Source organism: Bradyrhizobium sp. WSM1743, from assembly GCF_000473065.1.
Taxonomy (GTDB): domain Bacteria; phylum Pseudomonadota; class Alphaproteobacteria; order Rhizobiales; family Xanthobacteraceae; genus Bradyrhizobium.
The window spans coordinates 44,214-70,511 of sequence record NZ_KI421494.1 but is presented as its reverse complement, the minus strand read 5'-3'; the positions used below and the strand labels follow the sequence as shown (position 1 = coordinate 70,511).

13 protein-coding genes and 3 pseudogenes are annotated in these 26,298 nt (G+C 59.6%); 5 read left to right on the top strand and 11 right to left on the bottom strand.

What is annotated here, in order from left to right:
* Nucleotides 1-291 precede the first annotated feature (291 nt).
* Nucleotides 292-480 carry a hypothetical protein gene (locus YU9_RS49645; RefSeq protein ID WP_210163518.1) on the bottom strand — a complete coding sequence of 63 codons (189 nt, stop codon included), beginning with the start codon at nucleotides 478-480 and terminating at the stop codon, nucleotides 292-294.
* Nucleotides 481-1,666: 1,186 nt separating this feature from the next.
* On the opposite strand from YU9_RS49645, the gene hemN reads away from it, so the two are divergent.
* Complete coding sequence (gene hemN / locus YU9_RS0139640) at nucleotides 1,667-3,004, top strand: oxygen-independent coproporphyrinogen III oxidase (RefSeq protein WP_027577622.1); 1,338 nt, start codon at nucleotides 1,667-1,669, stop codon at nucleotides 3,002-3,004.
* Nucleotides 3,005-3,409: 405 nt separating this feature from the next.
* Here hemN and YU9_RS0139635 read toward each other — a convergent pair whose 3' ends face one another.
* On the bottom strand, nucleotides 3,410-3,919 hold the full coding sequence (locus tag YU9_RS0139635) for a hypothetical protein (protein ID WP_027577621.1): 510 nt from the start codon (nucleotides 3,917-3,919) through the stop codon (nucleotides 3,410-3,412).
* Nucleotides 3,920-4,343: 424 nt separating this feature from the next.
* Between YU9_RS0139635 and YU9_RS49515 the strand changes: the two genes are divergently transcribed.
* Together YU9_RS49515 and YU9_RS44225 are read left to right on the top strand one after the other, a co-directional pair.
* Nucleotides 4,344-4,772 (top strand): hypothetical protein, encoded by a 429-nt coding sequence (locus YU9_RS49515; protein WP_198028386.1) that lies wholly within the window; start codon nucleotides 4,344-4,346, stop codon nucleotides 4,770-4,772.
* 347 nt (nucleotides 4,773-5,119) lie between these two features.
* The gene (locus YU9_RS44225) at nucleotides 5,120-6,817 is read left to right on the top strand and encodes a carbohydrate porin (RefSeq protein ID WP_245266750.1); all 1,698 of its coding nucleotides are present in this window, start codon (nucleotides 5,120-5,122) and stop codon (nucleotides 6,815-6,817) included.
* 242 nt (nucleotides 6,818-7,059) lie between these two features.
* On the opposite strand, the pseudogene nolL reads toward YU9_RS44225, so the two are convergent.
* From nolL to nopM, 4 genes and pseudogenes are all read right to left on the bottom strand, one after another.
* Nucleotides 7,060-8,111, bottom strand: a pseudogene (gene nolL / locus YU9_RS44220) (nodulation factor fucose acetyltransferase NolL).
* Between the two features lie 788 nt (nucleotides 8,112-8,899).
* Nucleotides 8,900-11,146, bottom strand: coding sequence for a hypothetical protein (locus YU9_RS44990; RefSeq protein ID WP_027577619.1), 2,247 nt, complete (start codon nucleotides 11,144-11,146; stop codon nucleotides 8,900-8,902).
* Nucleotides 11,147-11,571: 425 nt separating this feature from the next.
* Nucleotides 11,572-11,781 (bottom strand): nucleotidyl transferase AbiEii/AbiGii toxin family protein, encoded by a 210-nt coding sequence (locus YU9_RS51395; protein WP_084299238.1) that lies wholly within the window; start codon nucleotides 11,779-11,781, stop codon nucleotides 11,572-11,574.
* A 701-nt stretch (nucleotides 11,782-12,482) separates the two neighbouring features.
* Nucleotides 12,483-14,228 (bottom strand): T3SS effector NEL-type E3 ubiquitin ligase NopM, encoded by a 1,746-nt coding sequence (nopM, locus tag YU9_RS0139605; protein WP_027577618.1) that lies wholly within the window; start codon nucleotides 14,226-14,228, stop codon nucleotides 12,483-12,485.
* A 703-nt stretch (nucleotides 14,229-14,931) separates the two neighbouring features.
* Here nopM and YU9_RS50620 point away from each other — a divergent pair.
* Complete coding sequence (locus tag YU9_RS50620) at nucleotides 14,932-15,255, top strand: hypothetical protein (protein WP_245266747.1); 324 nt, start codon at nucleotides 14,932-14,934, stop codon at nucleotides 15,253-15,255.
* A gap of 302 nt (nucleotides 15,256-15,557) precedes the next feature.
* On the opposite strand, the gene YU9_RS0139595 is transcribed toward YU9_RS50620, so the two are convergent.
* The 3 genes and pseudogenes from YU9_RS0139595 to YU9_RS50915 form a co-directional block, all read right to left on the bottom strand.
* A complete protein-coding gene (locus tag YU9_RS0139595; protein WP_027577617.1) occupies nucleotides 15,558-16,598 on the bottom strand; it encodes a pectinesterase family protein in 1,041 nt (346 codons plus the stop codon).
* Nucleotides 16,599-16,810: 212 nt separating this feature from the next.
* The gene (locus tag YU9_RS0139590) at nucleotides 16,811-18,109 is read right to left on the bottom strand and encodes a glycoside hydrolase family 28 protein (protein ID WP_027577616.1); all 1,299 of its coding nucleotides are present in this window, start codon (nucleotides 18,107-18,109) and stop codon (nucleotides 16,811-16,813) included.
* A 1,863-nt stretch (nucleotides 18,110-19,972) separates the two neighbouring features.
* Nucleotides 19,973-20,254: pseudogene (locus tag YU9_RS50915) on the bottom strand (class I tRNA ligase family protein); the annotation flags it as partial.
* Nucleotides 20,255-20,431: 177 nt separating this feature from the next.
* Between YU9_RS50915 and YU9_RS49510 the strand changes: the two are divergent.
* Nucleotides 20,432-20,608, top strand: a complete 177-nt coding sequence (locus YU9_RS49510; RefSeq protein ID WP_198028392.1) for a hypothetical protein — start codon at nucleotides 20,432-20,434, stop codon at nucleotides 20,606-20,608.
* A gap of 33 nt (nucleotides 20,609-20,641) precedes the next feature.
* Here the strand turns inward: YU9_RS49510 and YU9_RS51390 are convergent.
* Together YU9_RS51390 and YU9_RS44205 are read right to left on the bottom strand one after the other, a co-directional pair.
* Nucleotides 20,642-21,625: pseudogene (locus YU9_RS51390) on the bottom strand (thioesterase domain-containing protein); the annotation flags it as partial.
* The coding region (locus YU9_RS44205) for a non-ribosomal peptide synthetase (protein WP_156952415.1) at nucleotides 21,517-26,298 on the bottom strand (4,782 nt) is incomplete at its 5' end. The pseudogene YU9_RS51390 and the gene YU9_RS44205, both read right to left, overlap by 109 nt.

The following is a 26,298-nucleotide window of genomic DNA, read 5'->3' as shown; positions in this document are numbered from 1 at the left end:
CGCCAGAAAGTCGCAGTCAACTCGAAATGGGCAAGGATGCGGAGGCGCGGCAATGAGCCCCCGTCGCGCATGCTCCTATCGGCCACGCCGACAAAGTCACCCTTTCACCGGCTCTCCGACGCCGTTTTACAGCAGGAATGTTGCTTGCTGGCCCATGGTGGGTCGACGCCATCATTCCTCGATCCCCTCTCCATCTGAAAAAAGCTGAGACCCTCTCACGCGGTCTCGCTGAAGGCTGCTGATAGAGCCATGCGGTCTGGGCGCGTGACGTATCGACAGTTGGCAAACGTTTCAATAGCGAAATTGAAGGCGATGATCGCCACAGATCATATACTGACGTAGGCAGCCGTCGCTGATTGTTGCCGCCACTGTCTTGCGGGTAGTCGTCACCCGATGGAGGGCTCGCGGCGAGCCGAGCACTTCAGTTATGGGCCCCTGGTGGGTGCCCAGTTTCAAGTTATCAAACTGTTTGGCGATCATCCTCGCTGCCTTGATCGGCTCAGCTCTCATTCCTGGAAGATGATCTTCAGACCCGATCGGCTTACGGAGCACAAGCTTTCTCAATCCTGTGAATGGACTGGAATGCCAGGGTGCGACTCCCATTTGGTGTAATGATCCGGCGCAAGATTTCCCAGCCGGCTTCTGCCTAGATGGCCTCCAGGTCGCCGCGCGAGAACGATTCCTAGTGACGGGATGATCGACGCCTCACCGGGCGGTCTATGTGAACAGTGAGAGCTGCTGGTGCATCGGATTGATCGCGAGGCCAATGAGGGGCCGAGTGCGATGTGCGCGCTCGGACGGTGACCGCTAGCCGCAAAGGCGTTGTCAAAAAACAAAAGACATCAAGCGCTGAAGCAGAATAGAACATCGCAGATGGTGTCACGTGTGAGGTATCTGGCCTGGCGCGCGTTCGCTATAAGCTGCAAGTTGTTGTGAGTTGGCGAGCTGCATTGGAGCCGGAACGAGACGCCGCCGAACCAAGGCGCACCCGACGCACTTTGCCGGGTGTCGAAAGTGCGCCGGGCTCGCCCAACATCATCAGTACATCCGTGATGATGCTCCCGGCAATGAGACAAGTAGCGTGGCGGAATTGAGGCTCATTGCGTTTTGTACTTCAACTTCGACAATGTTTTTCGTGAGCTGCTCCAAAGGACTTGAATCGCACGTAGCGTCACATTGTACGATCGCGAACTTGGCGCTCTTCATCCAGCAAGCAACGTATTGTCCGTGACACGCCGGCCTTGGACGGAGGCATCGGTCAAATGCTGCGAGCATGCACATCGATTTTTCCAGGAAACACCAGCTTGAGTTTGGGGACAGCCTGGCCCGCTTTTGGTGATGCCTTTAGATCTCTGTCTTTGTCGCAAAAGGGCTGCATGTCAGGGAGTGTAGAAGCAACGCGCCCTCGGATGAATGATTGACACTGCACGCAGGCTCTCTAGCCGCTTGGGCCGTACTCGTAAGAGACCTTCATTCTACCCACAAGCATCCAGATAATCGCCAAGGAGCGGCGCTCACTCCCACTCCCGGCCCCTAAGCTGGGTTGGCAGTGACATCGAGAGCGGGGACCAATCTCAAGAACAGTTGGGCGCGTTTGACATAACGCAAAGACACAAGAGAGGGCGCCGGTCAGCTTCACGCTGTTTGAGCATGGGAAAGTTAAGTCTTGCAGACCTCCCTCCTAAACAAGTATTGCGATGCTCGCCTGCCTTGGTACACGATCTACCCAACCGTACCGGATTTCTCCGCGATGATCGGTCCCGAGATTTGTGAGACATGGTTGAGGCGGCTGCCGCCGAACGAACCCGTATCGCTCTACCTCCACGTTCCGTTCTGTCGCTCGATCTGCTGGTATTGCGGCTTCCCTACAAGCCTCACTCGCAGCGAGCGACCGATCCGCAATTATTTGGCGGCGGTGCGAGATGAGATACGTTTGGTCGCAGAGCAAGCGCCGCCTCCTCTGCCGGTGAGTGACGTGCATTTCGGCGGCGGGACGCCGACCACCATTGCGCCGACCGATTTCCTTGGCTTGATGGAACTCTTGCGCCGCTGCTTCGCGTTCAGCAAATCAGCTACCATCGCCATAGAAGTCGATCCGCGTGGGGTCACGGCCGAGATGGTCGAAACGTTAGAAGCGGCGGGGATCAGCCGCGCGAGCATAGGTGTGCAAAGCTTCGACCCCGTGGTTCAAAGGGCGGTCAACCGCGTCCAGAGCGAGGTGCAGACGGCTTCTGTCGTCGAAAGCCTTCGCCAGCATGGGATAAGGCGCATCAATTTCGACCTTCTCTTCGGACTGCCACATCAGACGGTGCGGTCCTGCGTGGACTCCGCGCGGACGGCTCTGGCCATGCGGCCAGACCGGCTTGCGGTTTTCGGCTATGCTCACGTCCCCTCCTATATGAAACGTCAGCGCCAGATCGATGAGACGGCGCTGCCCGATAATCTCGCCCGCGCCGAGCAAGCCGCGGCTATTGCAGATACGCTGGTCTCGGCCGGCTACCGCCAGATCGGGCTCGACCATTTCGCCCTGCCGAACGACGAGCTCGCGCTGGCGCAGAAAGCCGGGCAGCTGCGCCGCAACTCCCTGGGTTATTCCGCTGATACCTGCAAAACCGTGATCGGCTTAGGTCCGTCAGCCATCGGCCGTCTGCGTGACGGTTACGTCCAGAACGAGAGTGCAACCGCTTCCTATCGCCAACACATTCAGGCTGGTCGTCTGGCAACCTCAAAAGGCTACTGTCTCTCCCCCGAAGATCGGCTCCGCGCCGCAATTATCGAGCGTCTGATGTGCGATTTGCAGGCCGACGTACCAGCGATCTGTGCTGCTCACGGATTTGATCCGATTCCTCTTCTCAATTCGGCCGACCGGTTGCGAATGCTTGCCGAAGACGGGATAGTGGACATTGAAGAGGGATTCATTCGGGTCAAGCAGGAACACCGGTTTCTCATTCGTGCTGTTGCTGCCGCATTCGACACCTATCTCGACCGTACCCCTATTAACTAAGCTCCGCATGTGAGCAGATCCCAAAGATCTAAGCTCTTCGCGACGAAATGATCTGAAGAGGCACCTCCGGCAGACAGGCCAGATTTCGAGAATGCAGCGGCGGTGTCATGACAACGACCTTTCAGATATGGCCTCAAACCGGGAGGGCTGACTAAAGGAAGCTGATTTGAAGGAGAGGCGCAGCGGATTCCCCCGTTCAGGGCCACGGCTCGATCATGCCTAAAGGGCTATGCCCCACCTCCCTTGAGTGCTCTTGATAATGGCGTGGCTTCAGCGACGTGCCGCTGGAGACGGCAGCGCCTGCACAAGCTTCGGGATTTTACGGCTGGCGGCCGCTTTGCGAAGCTACGGTCCACCTCCTCAAGCACAGTTGGAGACTCGACCACGCCTGCAGCGTCTCAGAGCTCAAGGCTCGGCGGTCTTCGGTCCGGCGATCACTGGCGCGCCTCCGACGGAAACAGGTCCCCGTGGTTTGGACCGCCCGAAGCGTTTCCTGGTCGAAACAGCCCGGGGTGGCGACAAAGGCGGCTCGGAAGCAGAAGGGACAGGTGTTGAACTCTGCAGCGAATCGATCCGCGAAGTCAGCATGGTGATCTGATCCAGGATCTCTTTGAGGGCATCCCGCTGGGCATCAATCCGGCGGTTGAGTTCTGCGATCTCATCGTCAGTTTTCTGCTGTGCCCACTTTATCTCGAATAGGGATGCCCTGTCCTCCAGTGACAGGCTCATTGTTGAAGCGACATCTCTGCTTTCCGGCGTCTCGACAAAATCTTCAAGGTTAGCCCAAACCCAGGCGCCAGCAGCACACGAGCCGACGAGGACAAGCGGGAGCACCAAAACCGGAAGAATCCTTCTTGACGGCCCGTGCAAGAGCGGCCGCAAGTCGGAAGCAGCCGCTTGATCAATCAGGTCCATTGTCCCTCACTCGAGATCCCATTGCAGCAGGCTTATTTTGTCGACTCGATAGCCCGCGATGCTCCCGCGCTCCAGGAGTTACCGCGTCGACAATAATCAATGTTTGCGATCTTCCCGATCGGCTGCGCCTGCTCCTATGAAACGCTCCTTCTTGAGCAATGCAACGCGACAATTTGCGCGCGTTCTCCATGATAGCGCCACCAGCGAGCAATGGTTTTCGTCTTCGTTGGCGATGGCGCAGCGCGCACATTTTCTCATCAATCAAAAGCACCTTGCAGATTTTCTTACCTTGCCCCGGCACGAATGCAAACCGTCCACTGATTCCTGCAAGTGTTCGATGGAGCCCCGCCTCACGCATTGCCCAGACCAACAACTTCGTCCGGGACGCGCCACGTAAGCGCCACGGCTGATCGGCCGAGCCGCAATGGCGCGATTGGACCGGCAAACATTGCACCTGATCAACTACCAGTTCCGGCAGGTTGTTCGAGATGACGGGCACGTGCCAAGCGTGGCCAACGAACGCCGCGCACGTCAAGGATTCGGATGCAAGACAAGTTTTGCCGCGCTGACGGTAAGCAGCAACTGCTCGCCGATGTCCGCCAAAGCTGGATGGCTGATTCCTCCGGTCTCTTGGGCCTTCACGTTGGATGTTGTGCTCTGGTTGCCGAGCGCGCAAATTCAAAGGCCTTTCGGCCAAGCCCGCCGATTGTCTCGTGTTTCGCTGACAACAATACCGATGAAGAGCTTCGTGAAGCCGAGTCTCTTGCACGGCGAGCCCTGCTTTCCGGTAGCTGTCATTTGGTCCAGAAAGCTGCCTTGGATGCAAATGCGCGGCACCGCCAGACTCGCCTGACTCACAATGAGCAAGGTGGACATTCGCAATGTTTTGGTGGCCAGGACAGCAAGCCCCCGCGCGCTCGTGAGCATTTGCCGAGCCAGCACTCTCCGCTGGCTCTCGGCGCACCGGCGTCGTGCACAAGCAAATTTCGGATCGGATCATCATCGCGCCGCGAGCTGAGGGGTTCAGCAAGCCTGAGTGGCTCTGTTCGGATAGATCGAGTTCTGGCTCGTCCCCCTCACCCTCGGACGCGAAACGACGCCGGCGATGCCGCTTGCTCGTCATTGCGAGGAGCGCTGGCGACGACGCGATCCGGACTGCCTCGCCGCGGGGGGATTCTGGATTACTTCGCTGTGCTCGCAATGACGATGTGGAAGCAGGCGCGTGCCACACTGCGCCGGGAGCTCACTCCAGGCCAATCAGGCCGCAGTTCAATCCATTCATGGCCGGCAGACATCGACCCGAAGTACGCCATGCGTGATTGCCTTCTTGCGACGACCTCGCCTCGGACATACTCGGCTACGGCAGCACTTTCTTTCAATTCCAGACCAAGGCGAAAGCAATCTGGGCTTGTTATCGCATTTTCGCTAGCGGCTTGTCTGGTCGGCAATTCCGTACTGGCACAAGCAGCAAGCGGACTTGATCCTAGTAACCACCCTGTGGATCAGGCCAGCAAAAGAGGAAAGTCTTCCGACCGGGCCGCAAAGCTCCCGATCCACCTGATCCGTCAGGCAATCCGCCCTCCTGCCCCGGCGCCCGCAGCAGGTCCCGGAGTGCCTTTGGAGAAGCGCGGCAGTGCGAACGGGGCCGCTCAGACGAGACCGCAAAAGACCATCGATCCCTTCCAAAGGTACGACAATCTCCGTGAAAAAGGGTTGTGGTTCCCCATCCCTGGTCCTGCAGATACGATTGGTCAGGACAAGGGGGGCGTTAGATCTGCGCTGGCGGACGTCGGCATCGGCTATATCGGGTGGACACAAAACTCCTTTGCAAGCAACCAGCTACCGCATGCAGCCAGAAGCACTATCGCAAACCAGCTCTATATGGGCCAGAATCCGACGTTCGCGTCGGCGAACTTCATGATCGTCACCTACGATCTGAGCCGGTTTGGCATTGCCGACGGACAGATTGTCGTAGGAGCCGAGCAGCAATACTGGACGTGGGATCGCCCAGGGCCAGATCGAGTGGGACTCAATACGCTCGCCTACTACCAGACTTTCTTCGACAGGACGCTAGAACTCAAACTTGGCTATCTCAGAAACCAAAATGAATTCACCGGCACATTTTTCGGAGGGACAGGATCGAACATGTCTGCCTTGTTCCAGGCTGGGATGAGCACCAATGCCGCGCCCACGCCAGCGGCCAACTTGAAGTACAATTTTGACGCTCGCTTGTACAACAAGGTCTCCGTCCAGCGCTCAATCAGTCCGGATGGTACCTATGCTCATATAACCGAGAATCCCACCGGCTTGAAATGGAGCACGGCCAATGCAGGCATCCTTCTCGTCGAAGAAGCCGGCTACAAGAGCAAGGCTGCTCCCGGCGTACCCGACACGTGGCTGCGGGCGGGCGTTGGTTTGAACAGTAGCCGCTACACGAATTTGGCGGATCCCAAGCAACAAAGGGAGAGCGGAAATAATTTTCACTACATCGCTGCGGACAGGCAGCTCTGGCAGAGTGACGCCCTTGGGTCGCCGTCTCGCGGCATCTACGGCGGCTTCTCCGTCATGGGAGCTCCACCTGAGCGCAACAGGATCAGCCGGTATTACGAGCTTCGTCTTTATGCGAAGGGACCTTTTGATAGCAGGCCAAGCGATCTGATTGCTCTCGTTGCGACCAACACGGCATGGAGTAAGCTTGCAGTGGATGCTGCTCTGGCTAAAGGCCAGCTTGCGCACCGCGATAGCACAGCAGTTACGGGAACATACATCGCGCATCTCGCTCCAGGGATATATGCAAGCGTCGGACTGTCATACATTCATTACCCGACAAGCATCACACACACGCCCCAAACGGAACACGCGCTCAATCTGTTGGTATCTACGTTGATATTCTTCTGATCATCGCAAGCGCCGTTCTGCTCCGACGTAATCGTGCCGCATGGGACCGGGCCTTCGCGATCCCCTCGCAGGGATCGGCTGCATCTGCGCTAGACGTTCGGGGGAAACAAACTACGTGGCGCAACGACCCAATTTTTGAGAACATTTTGCCAGATTGTCTCGCCTTGCGTAGACAGCAGGGGTACAAGAAACGCAATCTACGATGGGTTTGCGAGAGCCTCCTGATCAGATCTCGGTTACAGCTACTTACCGAGGTGAGCGGGTGGCACTCCGAGCATGAGCTGGGACAGATAAGGAATGTCGCGCACCGTCCAGCGAACCGCTAGCGCGACGGCAACAATCATTGTCCCGAGAAATGCAGCCGCGGCAGACCTCATTGCGGGGCCCCAAAGTTCTCCATACTGTATGGAATCCATGAGACGGAATACCGCCCCTGAATCAAGTACAGCACGAGCGTGCTCGGCCCCAGTTTCGCGGCGATAAAGCGGACCACCCGATTTGAGTGACCAATATTCCAGCATCGAAGCAGGACCTCGATCATTACCACTGAGGCAGCTGCGGAGCCGAGAAACATCAGAAGAACATTTTTTGCCGATGGCAAATCCTGGACCAAAGCGAGATTGTTGTATGCATAAGTGTCGTTGCGCCAGGCCAGAAAGCACATCATAGCCGCTATTGAGGCAGACATAATCAAGAACGGCCTGTGAGAGCGCATTATGCTCGTCCACCGTTCTCTCGACTGCGCAAATGAGAATCCCAGGCAGTAGAACGGGTACATATACTTTATGAGAGGGAATATGGAAAAAGTCAGAGGCGCAAGCACGACCAGAATGACGGATACGAACAAGGCCCAGGGCGACCAATGCTTGGAAATCGAAATAGCTTTAGCGAAAATAAAACAAATGAACGCGGCCCAGACGAACCAATATGTGCCGGCGGACTCATTCACAAACTGCAAAACGGTATCTGGTGCGCCCGCCGATCGGGGAAACACGGCAAACTTCAATGACTCGAGAATGCAGCACCAAAACAGCATCGGCACCAGGAGCTGCGTCGCACGATCGCCGATAGCTTGCGTGAACGACTTTACCAGGAGCGCTCGGCAAGAAAGATAACCGCTTATCGCCATAAAGGGGGGCATGTGGAACATGTAGATCCATTTGAAGCATGCCGAATCCCAAAATCCTGCATTTTGATAGTGGATATATTGGATCAGGTGACCGACGATCACTAAAATGATGAGCACTCCTTTGGTGAAGTCCAAAGCGAGATCGCGATTCGGAGGCTGTCTCAGGCAAAACCTTTCCTGTTACATGATGTATCATCATCTCGGCACACCTTATCCAACCAGCCGAATACATAGCTGAGGTTGGCCAACACCTATTGTTAAGGGCACGTCGCTGTTGCATAGTCGGTTTGCATGGAAGTCGAGCTATCCGATGACAGGCAGCGGAGACAATTGCCACCGAGAGTCGACGCTCCAATAGCTGACTCTGCGATAAGACCGAAAGGAAAGGGGAAGCGAGCTATACGATGGTTTATCGATTTTTGTCGCACCAAGCTCGCTTTCATCGGCTTCCCCAGTCCAGCGGGACCTTGCACTCTGCTCCCGAGCGGACCAGGCGTTTGCAGAGCGCGCGAGGAGACTTTGCATAGCTCAATACTGAACTGCGCATGAAGGCTTAAGCTATGCAGGTTGCGAAGTACAGCGCCCGCCGAGGAATTTGGGCCGCAATCAGGAAAAGCCTTCGTCAGCAAACTTTCGTTTCGTGGCCATGTTCTTGGCGCTTGTCCATTGCCTGCACTCGGCGCGGTGCTCCGTCGATCACGAATGCGTTGGATCTGTAGTAGCTGCGGTTTCCAAGACAAGAATTGGCGGACTATGTGAAAGGATCAGGGATGCAGAAAGCGGGTCCCGACATGCAGCAAATTCGTAGAATCGCCTGGCAGATTCTACAAAGAGGAGGCTGAACGGTTCAGGCCGTGCCCCTGCAACCGTCCATCGCCTGCCAAAAGCCTCGCCATAGAACGCCTTACGCGAGCTGCCCCGCCGAAAGCCTGATTGCAGGCCCTGCTGCCTCTTCAGCCACGTTCAGGATAAATGCGTACGCGCTGGCGGCCTTCGCTTTCCACCAATTCGCCCCTGTAAGGCACTCCGCGGATATCGAAATGGGTTGGCTGCCCCGCCTGCGGCAGGATGCCTTGGCCCTCCAGGACGCGGACAAGGTAAGGTGGCAGGAATCGCTCTCGGTGCTCCCATCGCCCGCGGATCAGATAGCCAAGATCAATGCGGCCCTCACCGGATTGCGCGGCTGGCACGATCGGCCGGGGACGATGGAGCGATTGAGACGGGCCGGGTTCATCCGGCTGGCTCACGCGAGGATGATGGATCAGGCGAACATCCATGCTGCCTCGCGGTCCGAACGTCGCGGAATAGCGCTCCCCATTGATCGCAAACTGACTTGGCCCGAACTGGTTTGGCAGCAAATTGATGTTGCCCAATACATCGATCAACACGTCTGAAGCCGCCTGGGAGCCGTGGCGCCAGTTGGCGCCAACGATCGCTCCAATATCCCGCAGCTCCGGAGCCGCCCCCGGCGGTCCTGCGAACGACGAGGCGGCTGCAAATTCAGGTGCCGGCGCAGAGCGCGCATCGTCACGCAAATCGTGCGGCGTGGGCGGATCCAGATCAACGAAGGAGTCGAGACCGCCGTAGATGTTTGACGATCGGGGCCTCACGGATGATGGCGATGCGGGCTCTTGCATCTGTTGCCCCAGCCAGGCCCAGGCTCCCTGGCTCGGGGTGGCCGGAGTGGCAGGAAGCTCGAGCGGCAGATGAGCCTGCGCGCCCCAGTGCGGCGCTGGCACCGGTGAGGCGGGTCCGTGGATCTGCTCACCAAGCCAATCCCAGGCTCCGGCGCTCGGCGTCGCAGGCGTTGCGGGAAGCAGCTGGGACGAGCTGGCTTGCCATCCGCTTTGCGGCGCCGGCATCGATGAGCCAGATCCGTGCATTTGATCTCCAAGCCATTCCCAAGCTCCCGCGCTCGGCGTGGCTGGCGTTGCGGGAGGGTCCTGTGGCGAGTGGGCCTGCCGAGCAGCTTCCGCAGAAGGCTGACCCGGGTCCTCAGGAGGCGGCAATCCAAGTGCCCTGTTCGCCTCAAGGATTTGCTGGTAGAGCCCAAGCCTCACCAGATCAGCATTGATCTTGCTGTCCCCGGTCTCGTGCTTGTACTCCTCGACGTCCTGAGCGAGCCCAGGGGTGGAAAGTCGGCCGGCGATCGGCTGTCTGTCATGCGTCTGCAGCCACTCACTCAGCCTGAACATGCGGCGAGTTTGCCTGTCGATCGTCTTTGGATCGATCCTGTCTGTTGCCTTTTCCGCGGCCGCCCACATGCGGATGAGGGTTGCGTCCTCAGCATGAGGAGCCAGCCGGCGGAGATCGGCTGCCAAGGTGTTTCCGGCACCGACTTCACGAAGCTTCTTCAGGGCCGCCTTGATGCGCCTGCCGCGGTCCTTTGCGTATGTGTTGACGTCCTCATCGAGCTCAGCTTCCAACTGGTGGTTTTCCACCTCGGGATTTTCCAGCTGCGCGTTTTCCAATTCCCGGCGAATTCGATCGGCGATCGAGGGCCTGCCGGCGTCGCTCAGGCGCGCGCTCAAATGACGCAAATCGGCTGCCGCATTCCTGATGGTGCCATCGCTGAGGTTACCCGCCCTGTTCCGGAAATCTTCAATAAGCTCCTCATCGGCCGCAGAGACCCCGCGGGTCCGACCGGGCTGCCTAGCGTAATCAATTCGTAAATTCGTCGAAAATACGTCAGATTGACCCGCGTCGCGCGACGACTTTCCGCTGCCGCTCCCGCCAAGGGCCTTGCCGATTCCCGACTTGAAGCGTGACCATAATCCGCGGCTTTTTTCGCTCTTGGCCGACGCAGACTCGGCGTCCGGAAAGCTGTAGCGTGCGCTGCTGAACAGATCATCTCGCAAACTGGACTGCGGCACTTGCGCCGAAGCGGGAAGCTGAAAGCTGGGAATGTCTACGCTCCGGCGCGTGCCGCCTAGCGCACCCGCCCTGAAAGCGGAGTGCGGCGGCACCCGCATCGAACCGCCGAAATCGTCCCGCCGGACTGCTCGACCACCTCCTGTGGGAGGCCGATCAGGTGAAGTTGACTTGCTTTGATCAGACGGATCGAGATGCAAATCCTCCATCCGCTTCTCAAAGTCGCCTTGCTCGCTTGAGTCGCTGCGTCGCTGCCCCGCCCGCCCCTGCAGCGCGGCGTACTCCCGCATCCAGGCTCCTGAATCGAAGAATGGGTCAACCGGATCCATCCTGTTCTCCTCATGTTTGTATAGACCCTGCAGCAATCCGTACGGCCTGGATTACGGCGAGATAGCAGCTCTTCAGATTCTCGATTGTTGTAGCCGCAACCTTTCTAAAAGCTGACGAGATCAGGATATTGCTGCGCGCGAGACCGGCCTCGGATCGGCACCAGCCTGACGACGGACGGGTTGCTCCAATCTTGTCGCACCTCTTCGCCGGCCTCGTCTTCGAGCTTACGAAATTGGTCGACCAATATAACAATGGACCGCCGGTCGATCGTGCGCCAAGTCGAGTATCACGGCGGGACTCACATAGCCGCTACCAGCCTCCAATGGACCATACGTGACGAGCATCTTGTTGTCGTTGGCATCAACTTTGGTAGTGAGCTTGTCCTGTTGTAGGCGCTCATTGATGACGCACAACGTCTTTCCCTTCACGCGAACCGGGAGGCGTTCTCGTGCCTTGGAGTTCCATTTTTTTGCTTTGACTGCGGTTCTGAGGGATTGTCCTCGCTGTGTTTCGCCAGGTCCGGAGCTATTGCTCGAACGCCGTATGTGAGATCCACGTCGTCCGGGAAACGGCGAACTGCGCCGTCAGCCTTCGAAAGGGACGTTCCGCCCTTGAAGACGAGATTCTCGCCCAGTGGCGACGAGCGCGTTCAGGCATCAAAACGCCCCAACATTTTTTTTGAGAAGATGCGTAGGCCGTCCTGAGTTCGCAGCAGTAACGGTGAGCGCCTCTCGGGACCGGATAGGTTTAAAGTTTATCCAGCGCGCAGTTCGCTTACGGGCCCTGACAAGCCAAGTTGTCAATGAAGATCCGGCAGACTTCGATTCGCTCACTTCAATCGGGCTCAGTCTCTTTGACTGAGGGACCGCAAGGCTTCTCGTGCAATCTCGGAATCGCCCCGCTCGAGCGCGCGCACGACCTCACCTGCACGACGGCTTAGCCATCGCACGCTACCGACGCGGTGCATGCTTGAACTCCACAACTTGCTTGCCAACATGGAGCTCGCGGGAAGCCCCCGAAGTCAACCTGCCGAACAGTCAGCGGCCTCGTCAAACCGAGCTGGTTGGCAGGCAACGCCTCCATACGATGATTTCACCGCTGCGCGCCTTGGTCTCCTCAACAACTTTTCGACCGACTGAGCTCTCGTCCCGAAGCGGCTTTCGACGGGACGCAGATATGTCCTCGCCTCGCGCGTCGCCGACAGGCGCCTCATCGAAAGCAGCGCACTTTGCAAGGTGCAAAAGCACCTTGGCAGTGATGGGCGCGGCTTCACGATCAATCTTAGCGTACCGCCCGCAGAGCAATGATAAATATCTCAGCCGCGGTTTGGGAGCCTCATAGTTTGAGGCCGCGCTCTGCGAGCACACGGTGCATGACCGCGCGTTTGATCTCGCCACCGATCTCGTTTCGGACGTGGGCGCCGAGCACCCGCTCGGCATCCGGATCGCCGAGAAGTCCATGCTCGGTCAGTCGCTGATCCAAGCGGCTCTGAAACTCCTCGCCCATGGCCTCGACGAGCCGGTCTTGCATCGCGGCATATTCGTCCGGAGCGATGCGCCTCAGCACCGTCTCCCAGGGTTGCCAGCGGCTTGCCATGTAGTCGGTGAACTGGCTTGCTTCCCGCTCCCGGATCAGGTCGAGCGCCTCCGTCGCATCATCCTCGCTTACGTGAGACACCGCCAGGAAGCGCATGTCAGGGGCGACATGACTGAGCTCCAGCGGCTCGCGCAACCGATGTTGATAGGCCAGGTAGACTCCGATGTCGTCTACGTTCGGGTTGCCGTTGGCGAGCGAGTTGATTCTGTCGCGCGCGATCTCGTCCAACGTCTCCAAACGGAATGCGACTCGGCCGCGCTGGATCAGATCGCCAAGCCGATCGTCATATACCCCGTCCTCGACGTCAGCGTTGAGGCGCGCGGTCTGCATACCATTCCAATGCAAGGTGACACGATCCTCGCAGCTCTCGTTGGCCTCGGACGCCTGCGCAAAGAGCTGCTCGCGCAATGTCGGATTGGTGGCCGCCTGCCGCAGATCATCAGCCACTGCCTGCCGAAATTCGTCATTGCCGTAGTTCACGGTGCCTCGTAGCCTCTCCAGGAACTGTGCGTAGTCTTGGGCGCCGGGCTCATCCGCAAAGTGCTGCCATTCGGCCAGAACGGCCGGATCGTCTGCGAGCCAGTGTGCGGCCGCCTCATGCAGGGATTGCTGCGCAAGCTGCGGTGGCGCTTCAGCCGCCGCCAGATGACCGAGGACGTCGTCCGGCAGCGGGTTATCCCGGAAGTCGAGGCTCTCCAGATGAGGGTAGTAAAGACTATTATGCGGTACAAGAGCTTCTAGTAGCCCTTCAGGCAGGCTGGTCAGCCGGTTACCGCTGACATTGAGTGATTGCAGCGTGCTCGGAAGAGGGCCGGGCAGGTCGGCCAATTGATTGCCGCTGACATCGAGTTCTATGAGCCACGAAGGGAGGGACTCGGGGAGGTCGGTCAGCTGATTGCCACTGACCGCAAGCGAGGTGAGCCCGCTCGGGAGAGCGTCCGGCAGGCTGGTTAGCCGGTTGTCGTTTGCGTTCAGGATCTGGAGCCCGGCCGGAAGGTTTGCCGGCAGACTGGTCAAGCTGTTATCAGCGATCTCCAGCTCAGAGAGGGTCGCCGGAAGATCGTCCGGCAAACTGGTCAAGCGATTATGGCCAACGAGAAGATGCTGGAGACCGGGTGGGAACATAGCGGGCAGGCTGCTTAGCTCGTTGTGCCTGGCGCGCAGTTCCAGCAACCTAGGCGGGAGCGCGGCGGGCAGCGCGGTTAGCGAGAGCGAGGACAAATCCAGCGAGTGCGAGCCTGTGTTATCCGAATTCCTGATTCGTCTGCGCCCCTGTCGCCTATTCTCGGCCTCGCCCTGCCCCTCTTCGGCAACCCAATTGTCCAGGATCTGCGCGCGCGCGGAGGCTGGGGTCCGATAACCTGTCAAGGTTTCGATCAAATTCGCGACGGCACGATTGAAGCCGCCGAGGTAGCTTTCCTGGTCCGCGTCTTCAGAAGGCGCGGAGGAAGAACCTGCACTCAACAGTGCCTGTCCCGTGTTCATCAATTTCTCCATCGTCAGAACAAGAATCCCCCCGCTTCTCAAGCTCACGAAGCAGGCGGTAGCGCAGCGCGTTGATCATTCGACCGCCCGTGCACGTGCTCTGCGGCTCCCGCCCGACTTAAGTGGGTGCACATTCACACGAGCCGACTGCGGCAAATCGATCGATACTGCTGCGAGCTTGCTGCCTTTCGTTGACAGTTAAGTCCGGTAGGACAGTCAACGGGGTAGCGTAACGTCCTGCCCTTAGCAGGCTTACCTGTCGATCAGCTGACGAGTGCCGCTGCAGAACCTCAGAGTTGCTCAGTTTGCGACTGATGAGCGAAGCAATCCAGCTTGCGGGTGAACCGGGTAGAATCGTTTAGCTCCAGTGGGGGCATTTGCATGATTTTTTAATGAGAAAACTTCAAATTGGACGCTTTTGGACTAAAGTGGCGGTCATGAGCAAGCTTGAGGAACTCAAACGTCACCTGAAACCGGGCCACGCCTATCGTCGTGCGGATCTGGCCCGTTGGTCGACGTCTGTCGATCGACATCTCAGGCAGTTGGTCGAGCAGGGCACGCTCAAGAAACTCTCAGGAGGTCTCTATGCCTATCCGAAGGAAACGGCATTCGGCCCGGCGCCCGCTTCTGATAAGGATGTCGTGAGCGCATTTCTGAAGGAAGATACGTTTGTGCTAGCTTCCCCCAACGCCTATGCCTGCGCGTGGGGACGACGCAGCTTTATGACAAGACCGTCGTCTACAATCACAAGCGCCACGGCGTGTTTCAGCTCGGCAATCGCGAGTTTGCCTTCCGCTTGAAGCCGCGCTTTCCAAAATCTCTGACCAAGGAGTTTCTGCTTGTTGATCTTGTCAACAACGTTGATCAGCTTGCCGAAGCCAAGGACGAGGTTCTCAAGCGTGTTGAGCAGCGCGCCATGTCGTCTGACCGTCGTCGCCTGCGCCGCGCAGTGCGCGAATATGGAAACGAACGCACGAAGAAATTCTTCAATCGCGCACTAAGACCGGGCGAACTGCATGCCGCGTGATTTCCTCCACACTCGACGCCATGATAGGACGGGCTTCCCATGTCTCTGCGCTATCAACGTCAACGTCGGTGACGCGCGAGACCTCGCCCTGTGAAGCCACCTTTGCTGCAGGAGGCTATACTGCATCCAGGTTCGTCAGCACCTGCTCGGGGCCGTCTCGACTCTTGCATCTGATTATATTGACTTCGACACACCCGAGAAATGATGTCGCTCTTCAACGCGCCCACCCCTTCTGTCGGTGTGACTCTGGCGGCAGTTGGCTTGCTGTACAAGACGCTCCATTACAATCAGGCTCCCTCCCGTCATTCATCCGAGGATCGTCGTCGAACCCCTTCACCGTGAACGTTGCTCTTTGTTCCATCCTGATGGTTCATTGGCAGCCAATCTGTGACACCCTCGAAGAACACGCTCAGCGACCATCTCGCAGCCTCGCCATCTGTCAGTTGATGAGAATGAGGCTCGCGGCCTGAGGGGTTAGCCCCGACGCCGAAGGATCTATATTCAGCATAATAGCTTGTCTTCAACATATTGGTCTTACCGGGCGTCCATTCGCGCCACCCTTCCGCGATCACAGGGGCATCTATTTTCGCGGACAGGAAGACCACGGTGGCGTAGGGACGCCAGGGGCGGCCAAGTGCGATATAGCGCGCAGCAGGGTCGGCACTTAGCCTGCAATGATCAAAAACATAGCCACTGTCCTCGTCCGGCGTTGCCTTGCTCTGAGCAGTATAGATGACCGCTTGATTGGCGATGCCGTGCAACTCACATTGCCAGAACCAAGCCTTGGCGTTACCAAATATGAAATCGACATGCCCTTCGATGTAGCAGTTCGAGAAGTATTGTCGTGACATTCTGCCGTTTGGTCCCTTGCCGGCAAACAGCGTGTCCTGGGCGCCGAGCAGGCGGACGCGCGTAATGACGTCCCTATCTCCGGTAACGGACAGCGCTACCGCCTGCGAAGGTGGATTGGCCGGATCGAGGGCGTAGTCGTTCTGGATTGTCAGATTCTCGAGCCGGAAGTTATCGCCAGCGGCATCCAGCGTGGCCGAACGGGCGGTTCCTCCTACATTGATCGCGCCGTCGCCATACACAATGACCGTATCCTCCGGCTTCCTGCCAGTCCCTTCGATATGAATACCGGATTTGGAGATTTTGACCTTCTCGCGATAGACGCCCGGCGCGATCCGGATACTTCCGCCTTCCGCCGGCAACGCGTCGATGGCTTGCTGCACGGAGTGATAGTCTGCATTTCCGGCATGCGAAACCAACGGTGGATGAGCGTACGCCGCGGGGATGCAGAAACATCCCGCCAGAAGTGCAGCCGAGGAAATGAAAATTCGCATGTGATTTTACACTTCGTTTCTCAGCGGGATAGCCGCCGCGCATCGACACGAGATTTTCATCGCCAAATCAGAACCTGCACGTCACGTTGACATTTCTGGCCTTGCAAAACCGTCGGCCAGTTGCACCAACTCGGGACATGAGCCCGGCCTCGTCCGCACCTTTTGGCCCCAGATGCGGAACTCACCACCTGTGTTCGGCGCCGGGTGTAGTGTTACCGATTGACGTCGCGGAATGCCCTGGAACATACCTCCGATCCGCGCAGCAGCGGTTGTGTAGCTCGCCCGGGCAGCGGGGGCCATACGTCAGAGTGATTTGCGGTGACCTTCGCATGTTCAAGTTGCCAAGTCGCGGAACTGGCAAATCGGACATCTTCGAGTGTCACGTCCAGGGCATGCCGCTCGTCTACGCCGCGCATCAGCAGCACACCAGTGTCGCCATGCACATGACGGAGAACGATTTGCCGATAGACCGGAATCCTCGTGCCTTGAGCGCGCGGATCATATTTTGTATCGAAAGCCAGCGGCCACCGGTTGCCCCTCAGGCACACGTACTCATAGGTCACGCTCTCGACCAGACCGCCTCGACTAACATCACTCTTGATGCGCAGGCCCGACGTCGTACCATCCAGCGTCAGATTATGCACCAATATGTCTCTGGCCCCGGAATTCACCTCGCTGCCGATCGACATGCCATGCCCCCAGCCGAAATAATTATCAATGATTGAGATATGGCTGCTTGAGCCATTGTCGCCGGCCTTGATTGCGACGTTGTCATCACCCGTACGGATCAGGCTGTGGGTGATGGTCACATCCTGACTGGCGCCAACATCGATGCCATCGGTGTTGCGGGCATCCGCCGGCGAATCGATCGTGAGGCCCCAAAACGTGGCACCTTCAACCCGGTTCATCGCGACATGAAAATTGGCGGCGTTGCGCAAAGTGACACCAGAGAACGTGATGTTCTGCGCATGATCGATCTGGATCAAGCGTGGGGCGTTCTGATTGCCGCCCTGGGCTTGGGCGCGGCGGGCTAGCTGCCACCAAGTTTCCGCGCCGCCACCAATCATTGCGCCGCCCTGACCATCGATGATGCCCTCTCCGTAGATGCCGCCGCCGCGCGTTTTAGAAAAGCTGATGAGTGGCCGGCAACCGTCGCCCTTTTCCGCAATGCGACCACATTGTCCGAGGCCCTTGTCGTAAGCAGCAGGTTCAGGGATGGCGATCAGTGTCGCACCGCGTCCGACCCATAAGGTCACGCCCGATTTCATCTCGAGTGGACCTGAGTGAAACTCGCCGCGCCCGAGATAAACTGCAGCGCCGGCGGGGCAATGTTCAATGGCGTCCTGTAAGCCAACTGTATCGTTCTTGCCGGAAGGCACAGGGCGATCGCAGACCGTATCAGGTGCAACAGGTTCGACGATAGTCCGGCGGTCTTGCGCTTTTGCGGCGGGGCAGACAACGATGGAGGCGAGTATGGATAATAGGGCCCAGTTGCGAAAACGCTTCGTCATTGACCTGCTCGTGCTTTGTCACGCGCATCCTTGCCGCGTGCCTTGTCTGGTATTGAGCGCTGGCTCGATCGAGTCGCCGCGCGCGTCAGTGGCCCGCGCAAGATGACATTTATAAGACGCAGGAGGCCTGAACGTTGCAATTGCGCAGCAGCACCTTGCCTATGCGCGAACAAGACGAAGCGTTAGTCCAAAATCCAAACAGCTTCTCAGCGTTCTCACACTGAGAGAGTGCCCAACCGGCCCCGATTTTCGGCATCAACAACTGCGCGTGAATCGCGACGCTGCGTCACATCGATCTTTGATCGAAGAGCCGCACTACAAGAAGTGACAGGCGCGCCCAGGGACACCTGTCACCGAAGCCGCCGTTCAGCCAGGAAGGCGCACAGCAAGATTTGTAGCCACACGTCGTTGGACGAACGCGGGGGCGATCGGCTTTCACGGCGGCAAGATCGAGGTCGAGCGCCCGCGAAGGACATGGGCTGTTCACCGCCGCTGGCGCTAAGAGCTGTCGAAGGCGATCCGATGCGCTCCGATTGAGGCTCGTCTACTTAGCCGCTGCCAGATCGCCTCAGTGGGAGCAACAGGTGTGCGCCCGACACCTCGCCGAAGCCGCGGCACGCGCGCGCCTGACCTTGACTGCTGATGAACCTCCGCGCTGTTCTTGAAGCGCCCGCAAAGCCATACCTACAGGGTGTTAGAGAGCCGATTTCGTGCATTGTCATCACCGGCTTCGAGCGACTGGTCGCGCTCGCCGGGGAAACGAGCCACCTTGTAAAGCATTTGAAGATAGTTCTAAGCGGTCAACCGTGACAGTTTTCGTCGAGTATTGGCACCGCTCATCATCTCGCGACTCTAATCAAAATCAGCGTGGACACATTCGGCGGCGGTTTGCGGCGGGAGCGTCGGGCAAGGCCAGCGGAATCGTTCCCGCGCGCCGCATCCAATTGCAGCTCAAAGGCGATTTCCCGCGTGGTTCGGCTGCCGATCGTCTGACGGCGTGCTGTACCGATGGTGGAGGTCCTGTGTTGGCTATGTCGAAATTGTGCGAGTCCATGCCAGTCTCCCGTCCAGGATCACATCAGTGGGTTAGTCCGTATTCGGAGAAGCTTTCGAGAAGCTGACGAGACTACGCCCGGGCACCGGATGCATTCGCGCCGGGAACTCTCTTCCTGGGTTCTCACGAACCGAGGTGAGTGCCGTTACCCGCGCTTTTTCGGATCGCATTGTGATCGCATGCGCGACATAGTTGGCCAGTTCTCGTCCATCATCCATGGGATGCCGGATGAGGAATGTTAGGCTTGCGTGGTCAGCACCGCCCGCGACTCGCATGCCTTGCCCCAAGGCCATAGCGGACCATCGTGTCATTGAACGCCCCCCTCCAGACAGCTTCTCCGGCCGTCCACCCCTACCTACTTGCCGACATGGTAACTTCAAAGTCGGAATTGAGGTCACACTTCTCACTCGGTGAGCCCGCCCACTGGCTCAAATCCTAAGTCCTGCTCTCGCCGCGCGAGCTCCTCGATCATGGCAGCTTTTTTAGCCGAGATGAAGGTCGCATAGCGGAGGGTCGCGTCCACGCTCCGGCTTCCTTGAAGGCAGCATTCTACTCACGCACTTCGCCGCGCTGCGCCATCCCTTCGAAGGCCTGCTCGACGGGCCGCGACCGCGGCGCGCGCACGATCGACAGCGGTGATGTGCTTCGTGGGGCCGAGGCCATGCCGGCCACCATCTACTCGAGTTTGATCTGCCTCTGACATCGCGGCAAGGTACGCCGAATCGAGTATTGAAGCTGGAAACGAAGGGCGCCTGATTTCCGCTCAGAAGAACAGCGTCATCAGCAGCACAAGCGCCAGGGATCACCGAATAGAAGCACTCAAGATCACCTGTCTTTTCGGGCCAGCCAAGGGTCGAGAACGGCCACAGCGCCGAGGCAAACCAAGTGTCGAGCACGTCCCCGTCTTGAGTGAGCGGCTCGTCATGGCCATAGTGCGCGCGAGCCTGAGCTTTGGCTTTCTCTTCGGTCTCCTGGACGAAGATGGCGCCATCCGGACCGAACCAAGCCGGGATGCGATGACCCCACCAGAGCTGGCGCGAGATGGTCCAAGCACTGCGTTTTAGAGCGTTTGTTGTCCATTTTTCGATAGTGGCGAATACATGAATAGCCGCTTTGTGAGGAAGCGGTATCTCAAGTTGGTCCGTGTGGTTAACACCGACATAAGCGCGAAGCCGATATACCTTTGCGCGCGAGCCGCTGATGGCGTGGTGCGAGGACAACCACGTGGATTATCTGTTCGGGCTCGACCCAACACGCGGCTGCTCGCCATGATCGCGGACGAACTGACGGCGGCTCGGGCTACGGCCGAGAAGACCGATCAACCCGCACGCCGCTTCAAGGACTTCCAGTGGAGCTTCAAAATGAACGCCTTCTGGGCGCCCGAAAACTTCGAGCCTTCATCGTTCTTCGCACCTCCCGGCCGGGGAAATCGCGAAAAACTCTAACCAAAAATGGTCGAGTTCGCCGGCGGCCTCAGATCATTTCGTCGGTGAGCTGTTTAAGGCTCTTGATAACGAGCGTGCCAGGACTTTGCGGTTTTCTGGAGTGTTCATCATCGTCGCGTGATCGCCTGGAATCGGTGTTGTATCAATGGCCGCTGCACTCAAAACCCTGTCCCAGCCTCGCATCGGCGACCTCCTCTCTGGAGCTATTGAGCTCTTGTCTAGTCGTGCGCGACGACTTACGGAAGAATCCGTCGCGTAAAACTGATGTATCTTAATTGGCAGCGACGGAGCCCGATATAGCTGCAGCGCCCTTTGAAACTGCTCAATTCTTTCGTACATCAAAGCGTCATTGTGATCCGGAGGTATAGCTCCTATTTGATGACCCTTCTCAAGTAGTTGAGCAATTGAACTGTGCCTTGCAAAGCGCTTCAATAGTTTGAAGTGCTCGTCCTCTAGGGATTCAAGAGTTTCCAGCACCACTTCGCATACCATCTGGGTGGGCGTCATGGCGGCTGGCTTTGCGGGTAACGTAACATCAATGAACGCCATAAATGAGACAGTTTCATTGAGGCTCAGTAAGTGCTCGGCTATGGCATAAGCCAATATTCCGCCTGATGAGTATCCAGCAAATCGATATGGACCCCGGGACTGTATCTCGCTGATCGCCGGAACTACTTGCGAGGCTATCGCTTCAAGAGTTGGTGAGCAAACTTCACTGAAAGAAGGCCACGGTAGACCATAGATTGGACAGTCTGCGTCCATTTCCTCCACCAAGTTGAGGATATAAGAACAATCTCCTAAGCCTGTGGGAACAAAGAACAGCGGCGGCTGCGATCCGGTTGCGCGAACACAAATCACTCCCGCACTACTGGGCTGTGGCTCCAAATGAACCTTCAATGCAAGTTCCTTCAGAACAGGAGCTTGGAAGAGATCGGCGGCGGTAAACTTGAACCCGGCATCGAGCGCTCGACTGAGAAGCCGCACCGCCAGCAGTGAGTGCCCGCCCAGTTCAAAGAAGTCGTCGTGGCGTCCGACCCGCTCAACACCGAGCAGCTCCGCCCAGATCTCGGCCAGCGCCGTCTCGATCTCGCCCCGCGGCGCCTCATAGGCGGAATGCGCATACGCCTCATCGTCCGGCGCAGCCAGCGCCTTNGCGGCAGCATCCGCTGCGCCTCGCTGATCCCGCTGCCGTCGCCGCGCACCTCGCGCAAGCCGAACGGCGTGGTCGGCTCGTCGATGTCGGCCAGCAGCTCCCGGAAGAACGCTTCATCCGCCTTGGCATCACCGCCGAGATGCGCCTGCGCCACCAGGTTGCGGAACGGCTGCGGCGCCATCAGCTCATGCGCCCGCCCCTCCAGCTCGGCCCGGACCTCGGCATGCATCACCTCCAGCGTCGTGTGATCCCCGATCAGATGATGCAGCAGCTGCAAGACCAGCCAGCGCGCGCTGCCGGGTTCGCGCGCAATCACAAACCGCAACAAGGGCGCTCGGCCAAGATCGATGCGGTGCTGGCGCGGATCAAACCGATCCTTAAGCTGCGCGGCGCCAGGACCAGCAGACCCGTCCAGCTCGACCTCGCTCACCTCCAGCGGTGCGTGGCGCCACACCACCTGGGCCGGGCGCGACAGCCCCTCCCAGACAAACGACGTCCTCAGGATATCGTGCCGGTCCAGCACCCGCTGCACCGCGGAAAGATAGCGCTCCAGCAGCCCACGCTCGGCAAACGCCATCTGAGTGACCAGCAGGTACGGATCGCCTTGGCCAGCCAACAGATGATGGAACAGGAGGCCGTCCTGCAGCGGCGACAAGCCATAAATGTCCTGGACGTTGCCGACCCCGCCGGGCACTGTGGCGAGGATCCGGTCGATCTCGCCCTGCGTCAGCTCGATCAGCGGCAGCATCTCTGGCGTGATCGCCGTACTTTGTTCGCTGATCCGATTGGCCGGGACTGCCACCTCCTGATGACTGCCCAGGCTCGCGGCCAGATCGGCCAGCACCGGCCTGGCGAACAGCGTCTGCACGTCGACCCCCAGCGACCGCCGCCGCAGCCGCTCGATCAGCTGCACCGCCACCAGCGAGTGCCCGCCGAGCGCAAAGAAGTGGTCGTGGCGTCCGACCCGCTCGACACCGAGCAGCTCGGCCCAGATCTCGGCCAGCGCCGTCTCGATCTCGCCCCGCGGCGCCTCATAGGCGGAATGCGCATACGCCTCATCGTCCGGCGCAGCCAGCGCCTTGCGGTCGAGCTTGCCGTTCACCGTCAAGGGTAGCGCCGCCAGCCGGACGAACGCTGCCGGCACCATGTAGTCCGGCAGGTGCGCACTTAGGTGCGCGCGCAAGGCGCCGGCAAGGTCAGCGCCATCCAGCCCGTTCGAAGCTGCTTCCGGCGCGCACACCACATAAGCGACAAGACGCTGCTCGCCGCCGGGGCCCTCGTGCGCCACCACCACCGCCTCGCGCACCAACGCGTGCTCGCAAAGCCGCGCCGCGATCTCCCCCGGCTCGATCCGGAAGCCGCGGATCTTCACCTGGTCGTCGTTGCGGCCCAAAAACTCCAGATTGCCGTCCGGCAGATAGCGCGCCAGATCCCCGGTCTTGTACAGCCGGTCGCCGTCCACAAAGGGACTGGCGATGAACCGCTCCGCGGTCAGCTCGGGCCGGTTCAGGTAGCCGCGCGCCACCCCCGCCCCGCCAATGTAAAGCTCTCCCACCGCGCCAAACGGGACGGGCGCGCCATGACCGTCAAGCAGATACACCCGCGTGTTCGCAATCGGGCGGCCAATCGGGACAATGGCCCCATCAAACTCATCGGGGCAACTCCAGGTCGCCGCACAAACTGTTGCTTCGGTAGGTCCATAAGCATTGACAATGGATGCTGGAGCCAGACTCCGGACGAGTTCTGCCTTGGGCAGCTCTCCAGCAAGAATGAGAACTTGCGATCCCAAGCCTTCCAGCTTCTGGCTTCCCTGAAGCAAGGCTGGAGGCAGCGTCGCATGCGTGATGGCTTCGCTCCGCAGATAATCCGATAGCTTGTTACTCGCTTGACGGTGCTCATCCGCAGGCAAATGCAATGCGGCTCCCGAGCCAAACGCCATAACAAGCTCCGAGGCGCTTGCATCAAAACTGAAGGAGGCGAACTGCACCACGCGGCTGTTGCAACAAACGCCAAAAAGCCCGATCTGAGCCAAGCTGAGATTGACCAAGCCGCGATGCTCGACCATGACCCCCTTGGGCGTCCCGGTTGAGCCGGAAGTGTAGATCACATAGGCGAGATGGCGCGAGGTCAGCCCAAGCGCGCGTGGGTCCGGATCCGACGCCGGCAGGTCTGCCCACGCCGGCATGGCCGTCTCCAGATCCACCACGCTCACATCGGCCAGCGCATCAGCGCCCAGCGCGGATCGTCCGGCCGCATCGGCCAGCAGCACTCGCGGCGCCGCATCGTCGAGAACCTGCCGCAGCCGCGCCGGCGGATAGGCCGGGTCCAGCGGCAGGTACGCCCCGCCCGCCTTGAGGATCGCCAGCAGCCCGACCACCATCGCCACGCTGCGCGCAACNCAGATCGCCACCGGCTGGTCCGGCCTGACCCCGAGCCCGATCAGATGATGCGCCAGCTGGTTGGCCCGCGCATTGAGCTCGCGATAGCTGAGCCGCTCCTCCTTATGGACCACCGCCACCGCGCCCGGCGCACGGCGAACCTGTGCCTCGAACAGCTCGTGGATGCACACGTCCGACGGATAGGCCGATGCCGTCCGGTTCAGCTCCTCCAACAGATACGCCCGCTCGGCGGACGACAGAAGCTCAATCCGCCCCACCTCTTGCTGCGCATCGGCAACCATCGCCCGCAGCAGCGTCAGCAGATAACCCCGCTGCCGCTCGATCGTTGTCCGATCAAACAGCGCCGTCGCATAATCAAACGTTCCGGCGATGACCTCGCCATGCTCGCCAAGGTTCAGCTCCAGATCAAACTTGACCTGATCGAACCCCTCCCCCGCAGCCTCTACGCTCAGCCCGGGCAAATCGAAGCACGGAGCGGTGTTGTTCTGCCAGGCCAGCATCACCTGGAACAGCGGCGTGTGATCAAGACACCGCGGCGGTTGCACGATCTCCACCACCTGCTCAAACGGCAGGTCCTGATGCTCCTGCGCAGCCAGCACCGTGCGCCGCGTTCGCTCCAACAGCTCCGACACGCTCGGCTCGCCCGACAGGTCCAGCCGGAGCGCCAGCGTGTTGACGAAGAAGCCGATCAGCTCTTCGATCTCGCGGCGCCCGCGATTGGCGCTCGGCACGCCAATCACAAGATCGTCCTGTCCCGACAGACGCGACAGCACCGCGGCCCACGCCGCCAGCACCGTCATGAACAGCGTCGTGCCATGCCGCCGGCTCAGCCGCTTCAGCTCCCGCGTCAGCTCCGCATCAATGACGATCGGGACCGTCGCCCCCGCAAACGACTGCTGCGCCGGCCGCGGCCGGTCCGTCGGCAGCGCCAGACGGGCCGGCGCGCCGGACAGATTGCTGCGCCAATACTGCGCCTGGGTCTGCAGCCGCGCGCCCGACAGCCACTGCCGTTGCCAGGCGGCATAGTCCGGATACTGGATTGCAAGCGGCGGCAGCGGATCGCCTTCTCCGGCCACGAACGCCCGGTACAGCTGACTGAGTTCACGCGCCAACACGCCCAGCGACCAACCATCCGAGACAATGTGATGCTGCGTCAGCAGCAAGACGTGCTCCTCATCCGCGATCCGTATCAGCCGGCCGCGGATCAGCGGGCCACGCGCCAGATCGAACGGCGTGCGCGCCTCTTCCCTGCACAGACCCAATAGCGCCTCGTCCGCATCCGGCCTGTCCCGCAGATCGTGCTCCACAACCGGCAGCCCCGCATCCTGCGGCAACAGCTCCACCCAGGGCTTGCCCTCCGGCGCGACAAACACGCTGCGCAGCGCCTCGTGGCGCGCCAACACACGGTCCAGGCTACGCTGCCAGGCCCTGCGGTCGAGCCCACCCTTGAGCCGCCACCCGAGTGGAATGTGATAGTTCGTGCTGCTCTGATCCAGCTGCGCCAAAAACCACAGCCGCTGCTGCGCAAACGACAGCACAAGCGGCGCTTCACGCGACACCGGCGCAATGGCTGGCAGGTCTTGCGCGCCGGAGCGGCTCAACTCATCCATGATACTCGCGGCCAGATCGGCCAGCACCGGTTTGGCAAACAGCGTGGTCAGCGGCAGTGTGAAGCCAATGGCCTGCGAGACCCGGCTGAGCAGCTGCACCGCCAATAGCGAGTGCCCGCCGAGCGCAAAGAAGTGGTCGTGGCGTCCGACCCGCTCCACACCCAGAAGCTCCGCCCAGATCTCGGCCAGCGCCGTCTCGATCTCGCCTTGCGGCGGCTCATAGGCGCGATGCGCATACGCCTCATCGTCCGGCGCCGGCAGCGCCTTGCGGTCGAGCTTGCCGTTCACCGTCAGCGGCAGCGCCGCCAGCCGCACGAACGCCGATGGCACCATGTAGTCCGGCAGGTGCGCACTTAGGTGGGCGCGCAAGGCGCCGGCAAGCTCGCTTCCATCCAGCCCGTTCGAAGCTGCTTCCGGCGCGCACACCACATAGGCGACAAGACGCTGCTCGCCGCCGGGGCCCTCGTGCGCCACCACCACCGCCTCGCGCACCAACGCGTGCTCGCAAAGCCGCGCCGCGATCTCCCC